Source organism: Parendozoicomonas sp. 209JJ7-1 (assembly GCF_058147085.1).
The window spans coordinates 255,502-271,902 of sequence record NZ_JBYVJU010000001.1; the positions used below are offsets into that span (position 1 = coordinate 255,502).

The window sequence follows — 16,401 nt, forward strand, 5'->3', positions numbered from 1 at the left end:
CTGTTATTCCTGTTATTGCTTGAATTCAGCATCCCTTGCCAGGCTGTCCAGAATGGGGCAGTCCGGCATATCATCACCGTGACAGCAGGTTGCCAGTTTTTCCAGGCTGGCCTTCATGGTCTGGAGTTGTGCCAGGCGGGTATTAATATCAGCAATCCGGGCTAAAGCCAGGGCTTTTACATCAGAGCTTTTTCGGGTTTTGTTTTTGTAAAGCCCCAGCAACTCTCCGCATTCTTCCAAAGAAAACCCCAGTTCCCGGGCATGACTGATAAAGCCCAGCTCTCGGATATGATTTTCCTGGTAATCCCGGTACCCGTTCTCCTTACGGATTGCCGGAGTAACCAGCCCGATACTTTCATAGTAACGAATGGTTTTGGTGGTCAGATTGATCGCTTGGGCGACTTTAGAAATATTCATTTCCCGGCCCTCGCCAAATATGGATTATGTGTCATCTCAGGCTTACGTTGGTGATGTTATTGACATTCTAACCTGAGACGGTTGGCTTCAGTGGCTTCAGGACATCCAGGCCCGAAAAAGCCATGTGCCTGTGCAGTCTGCCAAATAAATTTATGGATGCCGACACTGACATATCCAGGCAGAGTCATAATCGATCTCCCTCCAGTTGCCAGTCCAGACCAGCTTTTTATTACCGCAAACTCCCGGACATGCATTGTGGGCATCAACATTGTCATAAATTTCCTGGTTTGTCCTGACATCCAGTGTGTCTGAGCAGCTACAGCTTAGCGGAGGCAACCGCTCTATTGCGCTGATTCGGTCACAGGCTACCGGATCTTTGAAATGTTGAATATTGACCATCCCTGCCCACCAAAGGTTTTTCTTCAAACAAGCCTGGGGGCACTGCTTAGGCATATGGGTGTCTTTGCAGGGTGTTCTTGAAGCAATATACATGGCTTCCGACAAAGCCGCCTGGGGACAGAGCACACCCGCCAGCGCATTACAGCAGACGACAACTGTCATCACCATACAAAAGGGCAGAAAGAATGATGAAAATTTCACAACGGCTTTCCTGTTCAAAGGATAGGAACGCGGATTTCTATGAAAAAACAAGTATGCACTGCCGTACGTAATGATTACTTCGGACAGTACTGCCTTTGTTCATCCGGTAAACAGTGAGAGGCCTGGCAGAAACAAGTATCCATAGTGAATACCCTGGCACTGTTCCAGCCCATAGTGACAGGCAGAGCCTTGCAGGCATTCGGACATTTTTCCCTGCCCTCTATATCGTCATAAACTTTTTCGGGCATGGCAATCCGTACTTCACAGGGACACTGACAGGTCATGGCAAGACCTTCACCATCCAGTATCTGATGGCAGTCTACTGTGCCCTGCAGCCCTTCCACAAGAACCTGAAAATCAGCTCCGCCCCATTGCCTGCGCTCACCGAGACATGGCTTTTCACAGGCTCTGCAAATATCTTTGGTATCGCCAGAACTCTGTGGTAATTCACAGTACTGAATACCATTCTCTGCCAAAGTCTGTGACAGATCAGCAGCCTGAACAAACGACCATAACCCTATAATCAACAGGAACAGAAAAATATGAAATGGAGAAAAAAAACGGGGAGCCAAAGGGAAAAACATCATGACCACCTCACCCAAAACCATGAGGGCTGAGTGTAGTAAAGGATTTCAATAACAAAACTTAAAGTGTGACTTTCAGCCTGAAAATCACACTTCAGATTATCGGAATAACCGGGGGACAGTCTTACCGACTGGAAGGTTTGAACAGCCGCAGCCTGTTAGCGTTGGATACCACAGTTACTGAAGACAGCGCCATGGCCGCTCCAGCCAGCATGGGATTCAGCAACAGGCCGGTCAGGGGATAGAAGACACCAGCCGCAACAGGAATACCGAGAGTATTGTAAATAAACGCGCCAAAGAGGTTCTGGCGAATATTGCCCATGGTAGCCCGAGATAATTCCACAGCATCAGCCAAGCCATGGAGAGAGGCCCCCATCAGGGCAATATCCGCAGCCTCAATGGCCACATCAGCACCTGTGCCTATGGCCACGCCCACATCCGCCCGTGCCAGTGCCGGTGCATCATTAATACCGTCACCGGTCATACCGACAATTTCTCCGGCCTCCTGCAATTCACGGACATAACGTTCCTTATCTTCCGGCAGGGCCTGAGCGAGGAAAACATCAATTCCAGTCTGTCCGGCCACAACCCGGGCGGTATCTTCATTATCCCCGGTCATCATCACAACTTTCAGGCCCAGGGCATGCAGACGCTGAATGGCCGCAGCAGAGTCTTCCCTGACCGGGTCGGATACCGCAATCACACCGGCCAGTTTCCCATCCACCGCCAGATACATCACCGTCTGCCCGCTACCCGCCAGCTCAGCTGCCCGGTCAAGGACACTATTCGTATCTATTTTATTGACTGCCATCAGACTCTGGTTGCCAAACAAGAGAGTTGCCCCATCAACCTGCCCGCGAATGCCACGTCCTGTTTCGGCGGCAAAGTTCGTAACAATACCGGGGTTGTCATTCACCTCTTCCGCTGCTTTCAGAACTGCTGCCGCAAGGGGATGCTCAGACAAACGCTCAAGGGCCGCCGCCAGAGACAGCACCTGTTCCCGGGAAAAACCTTCCAGAGGATAAACAGCTGTTACCGCAGGTCGGCCTTCAGTGACGGTACCGGTTTTATCCAGAACTACTGTCGTTAACTTGCTAGCGGTCTGCAGAGCTTCACCCTGGCGCACCAGCATGCCCATTTCCGCAGCCTTGCCAACACCCACCATTACCGACATGGGAGTCGCCAGACCAAGGGCGCAGGGGCAGGCAATAATCAATACCGTGACCGCAACGACCAGTCCGTGGGTAAGGGCAGGAGCCGGACCAAAAACAAACCAGACAGACGCAGCCAGAACAGCAATGGCTATAACCACGGGAACAAAGATGGAAGATACTTTGTCCGCCAGTCTGGCAATGGGCATTTTGGAGTTCTGGGCCTGCTTGACCAGAGCGATAATCCGGGCCAGGGCTGTTTCACTGCCCACCTTTTCAGCACGGATAAGCACAGAGCCATTGCCGTTTATTGTACCGGCGCTCATTTTATCTCCGGGTACTTTTCTGACCGGCACTGGCTCCCCGGTCAGCATGGACTCGTCCACCAGGGTACCGCCCTCTGTCACCTCGCCATCCACAGGAATACTGTCCCCGGGACGGATACGCAGCACATTGCCAGGATGAACCTGTTCAACAGGCACCTCCTGCTCCCCTTCCGCCGATACCAGGCGGGCGACAGGTGCCTGAAGGTTCAGCAACCGTCTGACCGCCTCCCCGGTTTTCCCTTTGGCCCTTAGCTCCATGGCCTGACCGAAGTTAATCAGGCCAATGATCATCGCCGAAGCTTCAAAATACACGTGTCGTGCAGCTTCCGGCAGAAGCCCGGGAAACAATACGACAAACATCGAGTAAATCCAGGCTGCGCCGGTACCCAGGGCGACGAGGGTGTCCATGGTGGCGCTGCGATTAATAATGGATGTCCACAATCCCTGAAAGAAATGCCCGCCACAGACAATCATCACAGCCAGGGTCGCGATACCGGCAATACCCCATTGCCACTGATTGACTCCCGGCGTGATAGACATTTCATCAATCACCATGCCCCAGATCATCAAGGGCACACTCAGGGCAATCGCCACCAGGGCATGCCAGACTTTGCGCCGGAATTCCTTCCGGTCCCGGGCCTCCTGGCGGACACGATTTTGTTCTTCACTCTCAACTATTGCGGCTTCAAAGCCAATGGAGGCCATCACCTCCACCAGTCGCTCAGGTGCTGTCGTACCATTGATCCTGCAGGTTTTCTCGGCAAGATTAACAACAGCAGACGAAACATCAGCCTCTTGGGCAAAGGCTTTCTCAATCTTCCCGACACACCCCGCACAGGAGATTCCTGGAAGGGACAGGGTGGTCAACGGAGCACTCTGGGGAAGGGAATGTTTTGGTGAATCAGTCATAACCGATACGACGCGTGTCAATTTATGATAAGCACAGGCTAACCCTTACCCTGACTGGAAGGTCAAGGTTTATTGCTCATTTTGGCTGTTTTTCAGCTATCAGTTCTCTGATTGTCGTCTGTTGGATTTATTTCTACGGGAGGTTCCCAATGAAATGTTCCCAGCAGCAGATCAAAGATGGGCAGGGTGACATTAAAGTTGCACTCCTTCATCAGGTTTCTACGGTGATGAAGATTATGAAGCTGACGCAGGTGTCGCCAGCCGGGTAGACGTTCCGCAAAGCTTCCGGCAGGCAGGTGGTAACTGAAGTGCATAACCTCATACCACAGGTAACCGAAAATACCACCAGCGGCCATAAGGTAAGCGACATTGGGGGAAACCAGGGTATACAGCAGAAAACCTGTGGGCAGAACCAGTCCGAACAGAAAAGCAAAAATCAGATACACCGGAAACAGCACAACCCGCCAGTCCCTGACACTCTCCCAGGGCATATGGTTTTCCAGAAAGAAACTATGATGATCGCCGCTATGGCGGCTATAGAACAGCTTTCCTATACGGGTTTTGCGATGGCCAAACCAGCGATGGGCAACATACTCGGCAAAATTGGCAAACAGAATAGTTACCGGAAGCATCAGCCACTCCTGCCATGAAGGAGACTGTAGTTGCAGCAGGGAAAATACAATCACCCCGATACCCACACCTGCCACCGAAAACATATGCAGCCAGCCATTATAGGAGGCACTGATATTGGGACGATAACTGGCGCGGAAAGCTTCCATTACAGCAACATTCATGACGTTCACCTGGCCATAATTATTTTTATTATTTGGATTCGGCTCCATGATATTTTCAGACTTTGAGGATGTACAGGCAACAGCTGATAAACAATAAGAATGACTGCTTATGTCACTTCCCCTGAACGAAATACTGGGTATGATGACGGGTTATCCTGCCTGACAGATCAGCTTTCCAGCCAGACATCCCTGGCCCAGTGCCAGATGCTTGGCCATTCGTCTTCGGTAAGCCCTTCTTCCCGGGACCAGAACCGGACATTGCCGTCCTGCTCAATACAGTAATAACCAGCGGGGGCTTCGCAGACAGCTATCAGCTCCCGGGGCATTCCCAGATCCCAGGCCAGGGCGGTAATTTCCGGAAGATAAGTATGGGAGTGCTCATCGGTAACTGTGGCTGGCTCCAGGGAACCACAGACCACATCACTGACTTCTTTCAGGAAAATCTTATAGTCCTCGGGCAGGTGAATCAGGATCTGCTCCTGCACAATCACAAGGTCATCGTCGTCCGGTAAGCCCAGCGGCGCGGGCACGTCTTCATTGCATTCCCGCAGCAGCTCGATCACATCTTCCATTGTTCAATACCTGAAATCAGTCTAATCAGAACATTCTATACCGTAACTGGTATGTCACCGAACATTGTCCGACGGTATTAATCGCAGAACTCAACCACATCTCGGTAAGCCAGGGAGCCACCGAAAATATCCAGGGCGCTGCCAATGGTCACGTGAACACGATTCTGCCCGGCTTTACGTACGTCAGCAAGATGCTCCAGGGTAGCGACACCACCGGCATAGGTCACAGGCCGGGAGGCATGCTCACCGAGAAGGTTGACCAGTTCCAGATCTGGCCCGGCCATCTTGCCTTCCACAGATGCGGCGTGAACCAGGAATTCATCACAGAAAGCCCCCAGTTCTTTTAAGGTCCGACTGTTAATCACGGTATCGGTAAACGTCTGCCAGCGGTCGGTGACAATATAATACTCACCATCCCGGGCTTTACAGGAGAGGTCGAGCACCAGATGCTCCGGGCCGGTGGCGGCCACCAGTTTTTCCAGGTTCTCGTAATCAATACGACCCTCACGGAACACCCAGGAGGTTACAATAACGTGGGACGCCCCCATATCCAGATACTCACGGGCATTGCCTGCATTAATGCCGCCACCAATCTGCAAGCCTTTCGGCCACTCTCCAAGGGCTTCCCGAGCCGCTTGCTCGTTGTCCGGTCCCAACTTAATTACATGGCCACCCCGCAGGTTATCTTCACGGTACATGGCGGCAAAGTGGGCTGGGGACTGATCTGTCTCAAAGTTTACCCGCGCAGAATTATCAGCGTCAGACAGAGAACTGCCGACAATCTGTTTTACCTTGCCTTTGTGCAGATCGATACAGGGGCGAAATTCCATGAATATACTCTTTCTGGACTGTTGCGGCCGGGGAGAAATTAGCCTTTATAACGACTATTGTCCCAGATAACGGCCATCTGACAAGCGGACAACATGATACTTACAATCCCAGGGAGTATGGATCAGACTTTTATAGTCTGGCATAGGTCAAATCTCTAGATAAAAAGGACGATAAAAAGAGAGGATAAAAGATAAAAAGGACGATAAAACGATAAAAAGGACAGCCATTGATTGGACTGCGAAGACTGTAACGACTGAGCTCAAAGGCGGTACTGAGAAAAAAGTTGAGAAGGTAAAGACTGAGACTGTTCAGTTTGAGCCAGCTTCACTAGGGGTACCTGTTCCTGCAAACAGAATGAATCCGCAGGTAGAGCATGTGGTTAAGGTGTCGTCAACACTGCCTATTGATGAGAAAACTTCTGTAGTAACAGGTTCACTGGACTTTGGACTCTCTCTAGCCACAAGCGATGACCTAGGTGAGAGGATGTATGGCACCATCAGTTTAGCGTCAGAGGTTGGGGTTCGACGGGCTGATCAGCAGGCTGGTCTTTCTCGTAGGGAGCGTCAGCTCATAAAATGGCAACAGCAGTCAGAAGAATTTAGCGCGCGAGAGCAAAAGGCAATTAAAAGCGCCTCTATAGAGCGTTATGGCTTTATGCCGAAATCTTATCTTAGTTTGAGTGATGAGTTTGTGTCCAAAGCGTTAGATAGAGGTTATGGTTACCAGCTAGGAAAAGTCATGACAGGACGTGCTGATGGTGTAATTAGCCTCTTAGATACTGCTGCATCAGCTGTTGGACTGGGTGATTCAAAGGGAGATGCAGCCAAAGCCTGGTCGCGCATTGGAGAAACCATCTATTTTTCTGGTAAGCTTGCCCTGTCCGCGACTTATGGGCAAAGCGTTGTTGGGCGCTACGCCTCTCCTGAACTAAGTTCATTTGCCCCGGACGTTGCTCAGAGTTTTGCGAATAGTTTTGTTGATAACATTACGTTGGCGCATAGTGAGGGCGGCGTGGAGGGAGTATTGGGTCGGGCAACAGGGCTGGTACTGACTCTTGGTGCGGAGCTACTTGTTGGCTCAAAGGGGTTGAGTCGGGTTGGTAGGGTTGATGTTCCAAACAGCAAGACCTTCTCAACCACTGATTCTGTGTCGGTTACTGGTAATAGGGCTATTGACCTTGGACAAAGCTATGAAACTGGTGTTCGATCTCTTTACGGTACTAATGCAACGTTTAAGCAAAGGCAATATGAAGCATTAGTCAATGGAGAATGGGTTTCCGGGGTCGCTGATAACGTCGTTACTATCGGTGGAAAGTCCACAGCGGTAGAGGCCAAGTTTGTAGACGATTGGTCGAAGTCCTTGAGAAATCCAGCTAGCCAAAATGGTTCACGTCCATGGGCTGTTGCAGAACAGCAAAAGATGGTCGACCAAGCTATTAAATACAACTCTGCTTTTGATGATGTCGTATATCACACGAATAATGTTGATTTGGCGAGCTATTATTCAACAGTATTCAAAGATGCAGGGGTCAATAACTTTAAATTTGTTATTACTCCAGCAACGAAGAAATAGAGGTTTGTATGTCAAATAAGATGGAAGAAATTCTTGGCGGGGCGATAGAGTCTGAACGTTCTTTACCTGGAACAAATATAGTCGAAGGAAGAGGCTATTGTTATATACAGGATAATGGAAGTGATGACTTTGAATCGCAGTTTAAACAAGTAATTAGAAAGGTTAATCCTCCACTGGCAAAAAGTGGAGGTGCTGTTAATGAGGGGTGTAAAGTTACTTTGCCTAACGGCCAGATCTTTCATGCAGTATCTTATAAAGGTGATCTGGAAGGGTGGCAAAAGCAGATAGCTCAAGGTGCGGTCGAGTTGGATTTGGATGTGATGTATATATCAGATGGTAAATTCATCTTGTCTGACAATGAATCTATACCGACTTCTGAGTGCTCTGTGATTTTTGACTAAGACATCTCTGGTATAGAGATATTTAACCTAACTGTAAGCCCAGCCATCGAGCTGGGCTTTTTTTATCCTGTGGAGCTCGTTCCTAATTGGCTGGCGGTATGCTTCAAGATCATGCCATCAATAATCGATTGAATGGCGCGTTGATCCTCTTCTGACATCTGGCTTAAAATAAAAAGGACATCCATTAACTGGACAGCTCTCGCCGCTGGTCTACTTTCTCTCTCACTCACATTGAGCAGGAGTAAAACTATGACCAGCCCGCGCCGCGCCTTGATTGATCTGGACAGCACACCTTACTATCACTGCATAATAAAATAATAAAAAGTAATAAAAAGGACATCCATTAACTAGACAGCTCTCGCCGCTGGTCTACTTTTTCTCTCTCACTCACATTGAGCAGGAGTAAAACTATGACCAGCCCGCGCCGCGCCTTAATTGATCTGGACAGCACACCTTACTATCACTGCATGGCGCGTTGTGTCCGACGGGCTTTTCTGTGCGGGGAAGACTCCCTGACGGGCAACAGTTACGAGCACCGTAAGCCCTGGGTGGTCGATCGCCTGAAAGAGCTGGCGGGTATTTTTTCCATTGAGGTCTGTGCTTATGCGGTCATGTCTAACCATTACCATGTGGTTTTGCATGTGGATACCGAAACGGGCAACAGCTGGAATGACCAGGAGGTTCTAAAACGCTGGACGCAACTCTTTGATGGCCCACTACTGGTACAACGGTTTCTGGCCGGAAGCCTGCAGGATGAAGCCCAGCAAAAACGGGTGGCCGAGTTTGCTGATATCTATCGCCAGCGGCTACTGGATATCAGTTGGTTTATGCGTTGTTTAAACGAACACCTGGCCCGCAGGGCCAACGAAGAAGACCAATGCAAAGGACGATTTTGGGAAGGGCGCTTTAAGAGTCAGGCGCTGCTGGACGAAGCTGCTGTTCTGTCGTGTATGGCCTACGTGGATCTGAATCCGGTACGTGCAGGTCTTGCCAGTCAGCCGGAAACGTCCGATTTTACGTCCATCCAGGAGCGCATAGAGCAATGGCGGGTAGCCAATGCACAGCAGAAATGGCTGAAGCCTATGAAAACAAACAAACGACAAGGAAAAGGTTTTATTCCTTTTGCCCTGTCGGATTATTTTGAGTTGGTAGACTGGACGGGGCGCGCTGTACGGGACGATAAACGAGGAGCCATTGCCGCTCACTTGCCACCGGTTTTGCACCGGTTGAGTATCAACCCGGATAAATGGCTGAAAACCATGCAGCCCCATGGCAACCGGTTTGTGCGAGGAGTGGGCGGGAAAGAAGCGTTACAGGCTTATGCCGAAAAAATAGGCAGACAGTGGCTACATGGGATGAAGGCGAGTCAATGCTTGTTTGCTCAATGAGTAGGGGTTTGGGGGAGGCACAATCAATGGGTAATGGGATGGTTCGCCCCTCCATACGGCTTCAATGAGCCACACTGATTTTCACCAGAAAACAGAATGGAGCAAACCACCCATGAACATTTCAGTACTTGGTATCGATATTGGCAAGAACAACTTTCACCTCTTTGACAGCTTTGTCAACAGCCAGAAGTCTGCTCGAAAAAAAATGAAAAGGCACAAGCTGATGGAATACATGGCACTTTTAGAACCGCGCACCATTGCCATGGAAGCCTGTGCAGGTGCTCACCATCTGGCCAGACAATTTCAGTCATATGGCCATACCGTTCGGCTGATAGCGCCGCAGTACGTCAAACCCTTTGTGAAAACAAACAAGAACGACTACAACGATGCTGAAGCCATCTGCGAAGCGGCGACAAGGCCCGGCATGCGTTTTGTACCCATTAAAACCGTCGAACAGCAAGAAGGGCAGCTTCTCCACCGGGTTAGACAACAAGCTATCAAGCAGCGCACGGAGGTTATTAATGAGATACGCGCAGCTTTAATGGAAGAGGGTATCACCGTCTCACAAGGTATCACTCGAATCAGAAGTCAATTACCGGGTATTCTGGAAAACGCTGAGAATGGCCTTGGTTCCGTTTCCCGGGAACTGATTCACGAGCTCTCAACACATTTGGAAAACCTCGACGAACGCATTCGTGGATACGACGAGAAGGTGCAGACACTGGCCTCTTCTGACGAAGACTGCAAACGGCTCATGACTATTCCAGGTATAGGCCCCCTGATCGCAACAGCTTTAAAAACAGCTATGGGCAGCCCTGATAACTTTGCATCAGGTCGACACTTTTCTGCCTGGTTGGGGCTAGCGCCAAGGCAATATTCAACAGGCGGAAAACCACGACTACTTGGCATCACAGCTATCTGCGCACACTGTTGATACACGGCGCCAGAGTCGTTCTTTATACCCTGAAGAATACTGATGACCGCTGTAAGCAGTGGGTCACCCAGCTTCATAGCCGAGCCCATGGCAATGTGGCCGTGGTTGCTCTGGCTAACAAAATGGCCCGTATTGTTTGGGCACTGCTTGCCAAAGGTACTGCATATAACTGCGCACGATAAACCCGGAACAACTCCCCAAGGCAAAAGCCCACGATTGCGAAGAGAATGTGAATGATGGTCAGCAGGTAAAAACCGGCAATCTGAAACCTGATAAAGGACCAGGCTGACAAAGCCGCTTGGGTGATAAGGTCAGATTGCGCGGATACCCATCAGGGCCAGGCGTTCAGCGGAACGCCGTTAACAGGCCGAATATATGAAAGCAGTTACTTATGCTTTTCCATCATGAACAATCCCTTGCAAGCCGGGGCGAACCATATATGTCCTTTATTTCTCTTAGCGATTCAAAATGAAAAAATCCCGCAACAGAGGTCTGCTGCGGGATTTTATTTTATGGCGGTGAGGGAGGGATTCGAACCCTCGATACCGGGTTAGGGTATACTCCCTTAGCAGGGGAGCGCCTTCAGCCACTCGGCCACCTCACCACAAGCTAAAACAGAAAAAATCCGCCTCATCAGACGGATTCTAATATGGCGCGTCCTGGAGGATTCGAACCTCCGACCGCCTGGTTCGTAGCCAGGTACTCTATCCAGCTGAGCTAAGGACGCGGAATTTATTAACAGGTCAAAAAATAGTGAAATCGAGTACTGTTATTCGACAACGATCATTTATTTAATCAATGAAACTTAAACGGGATCAATATGATAATAGATGAACATCGTCTGTCAACATGGCGGTGAGGGAGGGATTCGAACCCTCGATACCGGATTAGGGTATACTCCCTTAGCAGGGGAGCGCCTTCAGCCACTCGGCCACCTCACCGCAGAGACGGCCGCTATAATAACAGATTCGCGCTGAATGCAAAGCCCTTTTTGGACTCCGCCGTTATGACAAACCCTTCGTTCCCATAAATAAATTCATTCGTGAAAACAAAAGGTTAGGTTAGTACTGGTTCTCGTCTTCCTCAACCTCAGGAATCCACTCCTGATGGCCGGCTCCGGAGCCAGATCCACCCTCACGCTCCTTCTGGATGCGCTGATAAATTTCTTCCCGATGAACCGCGACTTCCTTAGGCGCATTGACGCCGATACGGACCTGGTTCCCTTTCACCCCCAACACAGTTACGGTGACATCATCACCGACCATCAGGGTTTCACCAACTCGGCGTGTCAGAATGAGCATTACTGTCTCCTTGTTCCTTAACCCACAAACAATGACCGTAATCGAAAGCAGAACATTGGCATGTTTTATAATGCATGCGACCCGTTACTGTCCGCCGGCTCTTGTTACCGAAGCCTAAAGGTAATACAGCTCCGGAGATTGGCAATCTGCGACTGCATTATCTTTGACATTCTTTCTGCGCAACATGAGGCCAGATGCCTCCGATTGTTAGCCATACTCACCATCCAATTATTCTGGCGGGCATGGCCATACCCAGACATTGCGCTACATAAACCTGGTGCCTGAAGTTTTTATGACCTCTAAAACTTCGCACCTCTGAAGCCTAACTCCGCAAAATGTTATTTACATACACATTTAACGGGAACTGACAATTTATTTATCAACTGTCTATTCGTCCGCCGCAACCGGCTCCTGGCCCAACTCAAACACAGAATGCAGGGCCCGCACAGCCAACTCCAGGTACTTCTCATCAATCACCACCGACACTTTGATCTCGGAGGTGGAGATTATCTGGATATTGATGCCTTCAGCCGCCAGGGCCTCAAACATCCGGGTGGCCACACCGGCATGTGAACGCATTCCGACACCAACGATAGACACCTTGGCAATCTTGTTATCACCGTTATACTCACGAGCTCCCAGGTCTTTACAGGTCTGGCCAACCACCTCCAGCGCCCGCTGGTAATCGTTACGATGTACCGTGAAGGTAAAGTCCGTGGTCTGGTCTGCGGCTACATTCTGGACAATCATGTCCACTTCAATATTCGCCTGCCCTACCGGCCCCAGAATTCGGGATGCCACACCCGGAATATCGGGAACCCCCTGAATGGTCAGTTTGGCCTCATCCCGGTTGAATGCTATGCCGGAAACAACTGGCTGCTCCATCTCGCTCTGCTCCTCGAGTGTTATTAGTGTGCCGGGACCATCCTGGAAACTGTGCAGGACCCGCAAAGCGACGTTGTACTTTCCGGCAAACTCAACAGAACGAATCTGCAGAACCTTTGAACCAAGGCTGGCCATTTCCAGCATCTCTTCAAAGGTGATTTTATCGAGTCTGCGGGCACTCTCAACAACACGGGGGTCAGTAGTGTAAACACCATCCACATCGGTGTAGATCTGGCATTCATCTGCCCCCAGTGCCGCTGCCAGCGCAACTGCGGTAGTATCTGAGCCGCCCCGGCCCAGAGTTGTAATACGACCGGATTCCTCAACCCCCTGGAATCCGGCAACCACAATCACACGCCCTGCTTTCAGGTCCGCTTTTACCGCTTCGGTATCAATTTCCCGAATACGGGCCTTGTTATGGTGACTGTCGGTCTTGATTGCAATCTGCCAGCCCGTGTAGGACCGAGCCGGGCAGCCGAGTTCCTCCAGTGCCATGGAAAGCAGGGAGATAGTCACCTGCTCTCCCGTGGAAAGCAGGGTATCAAGTTCAGCCGAAGACGGTGTCTCCTGCATTTCATGGGCAAGTGCCACAAGACGATTGGTTTCCCCCGACATGGCCGATACAACCACAACCATATCGTGTCCATCGTTGCGGAATCGTTGGATTTTTTCTGCTATAGCTTTAATGCGCTCAACAGTTCCAACTGATGTCCCACCAAACTTCTGTACTATCAGCGCCATGTGTTTTTTGCTTTTTATTTACTATTTACTTTACTGGGCGGAATGTATCAAATCGACACCCAAAGAAACAGAGCAGTCAGTTACTGATATTACCCAAAATAATACCAGCAGAACGCTCAAAGGCGCTCGGCCAGCCACGGACCAACGGAATTCAGTGCCGCTGGCAGCGCTGCCACATCGGTACCTCCTCCCTGGGCAAAGTCAGGGCGACCACCACCACGCCCATCTACCTGTTCCGCGACCATCTTCAAGAGATCACCAGCTTTCACTTTTCCAGTCAGATCTTTGGTCACACCGGCCGCCAGGGAGATTTTGCCATCACTTTCCGTTGCCAGCATAACCACACCGCTGCTCAGCCTGTTCTTCAACTGATCAACCAAATCACGCAGAGACCTGGGATCAATGCCATCCATTTTGGTAGATAGCAGTTTCACGCCGGAAATTTCAACAGCAGATGAGGCTATGTCGGCACCGGCCGCGCTGGCCAGTTTCTGCTTGAGCTGCTGAAGTTCCTTTTCAAGCTCTTTGTTGCGGGCAACCAGCGCGGTCACTTTATCCACTGCTGTTTCCCGATTGCCTTTGACAAGGCTGCCGACTTTCAGCAGGCACTGGTCGTTCTGTACCAGCCAGTCCTGAGCTGCCTGCCCGGTAAGCGCTTCAATCCGACGTACGCCGGCGGCAATACCACCTTCGCTGACAATCACAAACTGACCAATATCACCTGTACGTTGGACATGGGTGCCACCACACAGTTCCACAGAGAAACCTTCAGTCCCCATGGTGAGAACCCGTACGGTGTCACCATACTTCTCTCCAAACAGCATGGTAGCGCCCCTTTCGGCGGCGGTGTCCATATCAGTAATTTCTGTGTTAACCGGGGTGTTCAGGCGTACCTGCTCATTCACAATCTGTTCAACAGCCTTGATCTGCTCATCGGTCATGGCTTCGGTGTGGGAGAAGTCAAAACGCAGCTTTTCGCTATCCACCAGAGAGCCTTTCTGCTGCACATGGCTGCCCAGCACCCGACGCAGAGCTTCGTGGACCAGGTGAGTGGCAGAGTGGTTGCGGGCAGAATCTGCACGTTTATCCGCATCTACAGAAGCGGAAACATGTTCACCCATTTTTAAAGAACCGGAGATCACTTCACCAGTATGCAGATGGTTAGTGCCTTCCTTTATGGTATCCCGTACAAGAAATTCACCAGAGGTGCATTTCAACACACCGATATCACCACACTGACCACCGGACTCGGCATAGAACGGAGTCTTATCCAGAACCACAACGGCTTTAGTGCCAACGGTGGCCGCTTCAACAGCATTGCCGTCAACAAAGATGGCTTTAACCGCATCTTCGCCCTGAAGGTTTTCGTAACCGGTAAACTCAGTCTCACCTTCCACGGTGATACCTGCGTTATAGTCCACACCAAACTGGCTGGCGGAACGGGCGCGCTGACGCTGCTCTTCCATGCACTCTTCGTAGCCGGCCTCATCAATGGTCAGGCCACGCTCACGGGCGATGTCATGAGTCAGGTCAACGGGGAAACCGTAAGTGTCGTACAGGGTGAAAACGGTTTTGCCGGGAATCTCTTTGCCTTTCAGGCTGGCACTTTTGATACGAGAAATGTCGTCTTCCAGGATTTTCATACCCTTGTCCAGGGTGCGGGCAAACTGCTCTTCTTCTTTCTGCAGAATGCTCATAACCTGGTCTTTGCTGCTTTCAATAATCTTCGCAGCGTCACCCATGGCATTTATCAAAACCGGAACCAGCTTGTAGAAGAAACTGCCGGTAGCGCCCAGTTTGTGCCCATGGCGGCAGGCCCGGCGAATAATCCGGCGCAGGGTGTAACCACGTCCATCGTTGGAAGGCAGAACACCGTCGGCGATCAGGAAAGCACTGGAACGGATATGGTCGGCAATCACCCGCAGGGAGTTGTTGGTGTTGTCCACCCCACCCAGCAGCTTGCCCGCTTCGGTCAGAATGCTCTGGAACAGATCGATGTCATAATTGTTATGGACGCCCTGCACTACGGCAGCGATACGCTCCAGGCCCATACCGGTATCTACGGAGGGCTTGGGAAGGGGTTCCATGGTGCCATCGGCCTGACGGTTGTACTGCATAAACACGATGTTCCAGATTTCAATGAAACGGTCACCGTCCTCCTCCGGTGTGCCCGGACGGCCACCCCAGATATGCTCACCATGGTCATAGAAGATCTCGGTGCACGGACCACAGGGGCCGGTGTCACCCATCTGCCAGAAGTTATCGGAGGCGAAGGCTTCACCCTTGTCACCAATACGGATAATGTTGTCCGCCGGTACGCCCATCTCGTTCAGCCAGATGTTATAGGCTTCGTCATCGGTCTTATAAACCGTCACACAGAGTCTGCTGGCAGGAATCTTCAGGGTTCCGGTGAGGAACTCCCAGGCAAATTTAATAGCATCCTGCTTAAAGTAATCCCCAAAGCTGAAATTACCCAGCATCTCGAAAAAGGTGTGATGACGGGCAGTATAACCCACGTTCTCCAGGTCATTGTGCTTGCCGCCGGCACGCACGCAACGCTGTGAAGTTGTTGCCCGGCTGTAATCCCGCGCTTCACGACCAAGGAACACATCCTTGAACTGGTTCATACCCGCGTTGGTAAACAGCAGGGTAGGATCGTCGTGAGGCACCAGAGAGCTGCTGTCGACAACAACGTGGCCTTGCTCTTTGAAATAGGTCAGAAAGGCAGAACGTAACTCAGAACTCTTCATATCACCTTCCCATTCGGGAGTCGAAAGCTAGAAAGGCCATAACGCACTCAAAACGACACGTTTTCCTTATGGGGAGGCCAAAGTGCCGCATTATATATCGTGCAACACTGTGGTAACACTATTTATACCCGGTGACGCTGACAATGTTTACCAGAACACATAACGACTCGTCGATTCTTTGGGTCATGCCAGGAAATGGCATTCTGTTTTCCGCACCACAGGCCATTCCATGTCCTGGAGGTGCT

At 50.7% G+C, this 16,401-nt stretch carries 14 protein-coding genes and 3 tRNA genes; 4 read left to right on the top strand and 13 right to left on the bottom strand.

Annotation, left to right across the window (positions count from 1 at the left end):
* Positions 1–12 precede the first annotated feature (12 nt).
* The 7 genes from cueR to hisA all read right to left on the bottom strand — a co-directional run bounded on the left by cueR (position 13) and on the right by hisA (position 6,183).
* A complete protein-coding gene (gene cueR, locus ACY2RQ_RS01130) occupies positions 13–417 on the bottom strand; it encodes a Cu(I)-responsive transcriptional regulator (protein ID WP_490111107.1) in 405 nt (134 codons plus the stop codon).
* Positions 418–567: 150 nt separating this feature from the next.
* Positions 568–1,017 (bottom strand): hypothetical protein, encoded by a 450-nt coding sequence (locus ACY2RQ_RS01135; protein WP_490111108.1) that lies wholly within the window; start codon positions 1,015–1,017, stop codon positions 568–570.
* Between the two features lie 74 nt (positions 1,018–1,091).
* Positions 1,092–1,604, bottom strand: coding sequence for a hypothetical protein (locus tag ACY2RQ_RS01140; RefSeq protein WP_490111109.1), 513 nt, complete (start codon positions 1,602–1,604; stop codon positions 1,092–1,094).
* A 121-nt stretch (positions 1,605–1,725) separates the two neighbouring features.
* Entirely contained in the window at positions 1,726–3,987 is a 2,262-nt protein-coding gene (locus ACY2RQ_RS01145; RefSeq protein WP_490111110.1) for a heavy metal translocating P-type ATPase, read from the bottom strand.
* 92 nt (positions 3,988–4,079) lie between these two features.
* The gene (locus tag ACY2RQ_RS01150; RefSeq protein WP_490111111.1) at positions 4,080–4,781 is read right to left on the bottom strand and encodes a sterol desaturase family protein; all 702 of its coding nucleotides are present in this window, start codon (positions 4,779–4,781) and stop codon (positions 4,080–4,082) included.
* A 167-nt stretch (positions 4,782–4,948) separates the two neighbouring features.
* Positions 4,949–5,353: an SMI1/KNR4 family protein gene (locus ACY2RQ_RS01155; protein WP_490111112.1), complete on the bottom strand. Its 405-nt coding sequence runs from the start codon at positions 5,351–5,353 to the stop codon at positions 4,949–4,951.
* A 77-nt stretch (positions 5,354–5,430) separates the two neighbouring features.
* Positions 5,431–6,183, bottom strand: coding sequence for a phosphoribosylformimino-5-aminoimidazole carboxamide ribotide isomerase (gene hisA, locus ACY2RQ_RS01160; RefSeq protein WP_490111113.1), 753 nt, complete (start codon positions 6,181–6,183; stop codon positions 5,431–5,433).
* Positions 6,184–6,538: 355 nt separating this feature from the next.
* Between hisA and ACY2RQ_RS01165 the strand changes: the two genes are divergently transcribed.
* The 4 genes from ACY2RQ_RS01165 (at position 6,539) to ACY2RQ_RS01180 (ending at position 10,479) form a co-directional block, all read left to right on the top strand.
* Positions 6,539–7,756, top strand: coding sequence for a hypothetical protein (locus ACY2RQ_RS01165; RefSeq protein WP_490111114.1), 1,218 nt, complete (start codon positions 6,539–6,541; stop codon positions 7,754–7,756).
* A gap of 8 nt (positions 7,757–7,764) precedes the next feature.
* A complete protein-coding gene (locus tag ACY2RQ_RS01170) occupies positions 7,765–8,157 on the top strand; it encodes a hypothetical protein (protein ID WP_490111115.1) in 393 nt (130 codons plus the stop codon).
* 410 nt (positions 8,158–8,567) lie between these two features.
* Complete coding sequence (locus ACY2RQ_RS01175; protein WP_490111116.1) at positions 8,568–9,545, top strand: transposase; 978 nt, start codon at positions 8,568–8,570, stop codon at positions 9,543–9,545.
* Positions 9,546–9,657: 112 nt separating this feature from the next.
* A complete protein-coding gene (locus tag ACY2RQ_RS01180) occupies positions 9,658–10,479 on the top strand; it encodes an IS110 family RNA-guided transposase (protein WP_490111117.1) in 822 nt (273 codons plus the stop codon).
* 513 nt (positions 10,480–10,992) lie between these two features.
* Here the strand turns inward: ACY2RQ_RS01180 and ACY2RQ_RS01185 are convergent.
* The 6 genes from ACY2RQ_RS01185 to alaS all read right to left on the bottom strand — a co-directional run bounded on the left by ACY2RQ_RS01185 (position 10,993) and on the right by alaS (position 16,156).
* Positions 10,993–11,083 (bottom strand) — tRNA-Ser (locus tag ACY2RQ_RS01185).
* 46 nt (positions 11,084–11,129) lie between these two features.
* Positions 11,130–11,206: transfer RNA gene (locus ACY2RQ_RS01190), tRNA-Arg, on the bottom strand.
* A 123-nt stretch (positions 11,207–11,329) separates the two neighbouring features.
* A tRNA-Ser gene (locus ACY2RQ_RS01195) sits at positions 11,330–11,420 on the bottom strand.
* Between the two features lie 120 nt (positions 11,421–11,540).
* Complete coding sequence (gene csrA, locus ACY2RQ_RS01200) at positions 11,541–11,780, bottom strand: carbon storage regulator CsrA (RefSeq protein WP_490111118.1); 240 nt, start codon at positions 11,778–11,780, stop codon at positions 11,541–11,543.
* Between the two features lie 387 nt (positions 11,781–12,167).
* The gene (locus tag ACY2RQ_RS01205) at positions 12,168–13,406 is read right to left on the bottom strand and encodes an aspartate kinase (RefSeq protein ID WP_490111119.1); all 1,239 of its coding nucleotides are present in this window, start codon (positions 13,404–13,406) and stop codon (positions 12,168–12,170) included.
* Between the two features lie 116 nt (positions 13,407–13,522).
* Positions 13,523–16,156 carry an alanine--tRNA ligase gene (gene alaS, locus ACY2RQ_RS01210; protein WP_490111120.1) on the bottom strand — a complete coding sequence of 878 codons (2,634 nt, stop codon included), beginning with the start codon at positions 16,154–16,156 and terminating at the stop codon, positions 13,523–13,525.
* Between the last annotated feature and the right edge of the window lie 245 nt (positions 16,157–16,401).

Coding starts and splice junctions, on each gene's coding strand:
- cueR (WP_490111107.1), bottom strand. CDS start 417: ATGAATATTTCTAAAGTCGCCCAAGCGATCAATCTGACCACCAAAACC.
- ACY2RQ_RS01140 (WP_490111109.1), bottom strand. CDS start 1,604: ATGATGTTTTTCCCTTTGGCTCCCCGTTTTTTTTCTCCATTTCATATT.
- ACY2RQ_RS01145 (WP_490111110.1), bottom strand. CDS start 3,987: ATGACTGATTCACCAAAACATTCCCTTCCCCAGAGTGCTCCGTTGACC.
- ACY2RQ_RS01150 (WP_490111111.1), bottom strand. CDS start 4,781: ATGAATGTTGCTGTAATGGAAGCTTTCCGCGCCAGTTATCGTCCCAAT.
- ACY2RQ_RS01155 (WP_490111112.1), bottom strand. CDS start 5,353: ATGGAAGATGTGATCGAGCTGCTGCGGGAATGCAATGAAGACGTGCCC.
- hisA (WP_490111113.1), bottom strand. CDS start 6,183: ATGGAATTTCGCCCCTGTATCGATCTGCACAAAGGCAAGGTAAAACAG.
- ACY2RQ_RS01165 (WP_490111114.1), top strand. CDS start 6,539: ATGAATCCGCAGGTAGAGCATGTGGTTAAGGTGTCGTCAACACTGCCT.
- ACY2RQ_RS01170 (WP_490111115.1), top strand. CDS start 7,765: ATGTCAAATAAGATGGAAGAAATTCTTGGCGGGGCGATAGAGTCTGAA.
- ACY2RQ_RS01175 (WP_490111116.1), top strand. CDS start 8,568: ATGACCAGCCCGCGCCGCGCCTTAATTGATCTGGACAGCACACCTTAC.
- ACY2RQ_RS01180 (WP_490111117.1), top strand. CDS start 9,658: ATGAACATTTCAGTACTTGGTATCGATATTGGCAAGAACAACTTTCAC.
- csrA (WP_490111118.1), bottom strand. CDS start 11,780: ATGCTCATTCTGACACGCCGAGTTGGTGAAACCCTGATGGTCGGTGAT.
- ACY2RQ_RS01205 (WP_490111119.1), bottom strand. CDS start 13,406: ATGGCGCTGATAGTACAGAAGTTTGGTGGGACATCAGTTGGAACTGTT.
- alaS (WP_490111120.1), bottom strand. CDS start 16,156: ATGAAGAGTTCTGAGTTACGTTCTGCCTTTCTGACCTATTTCAAAGAG.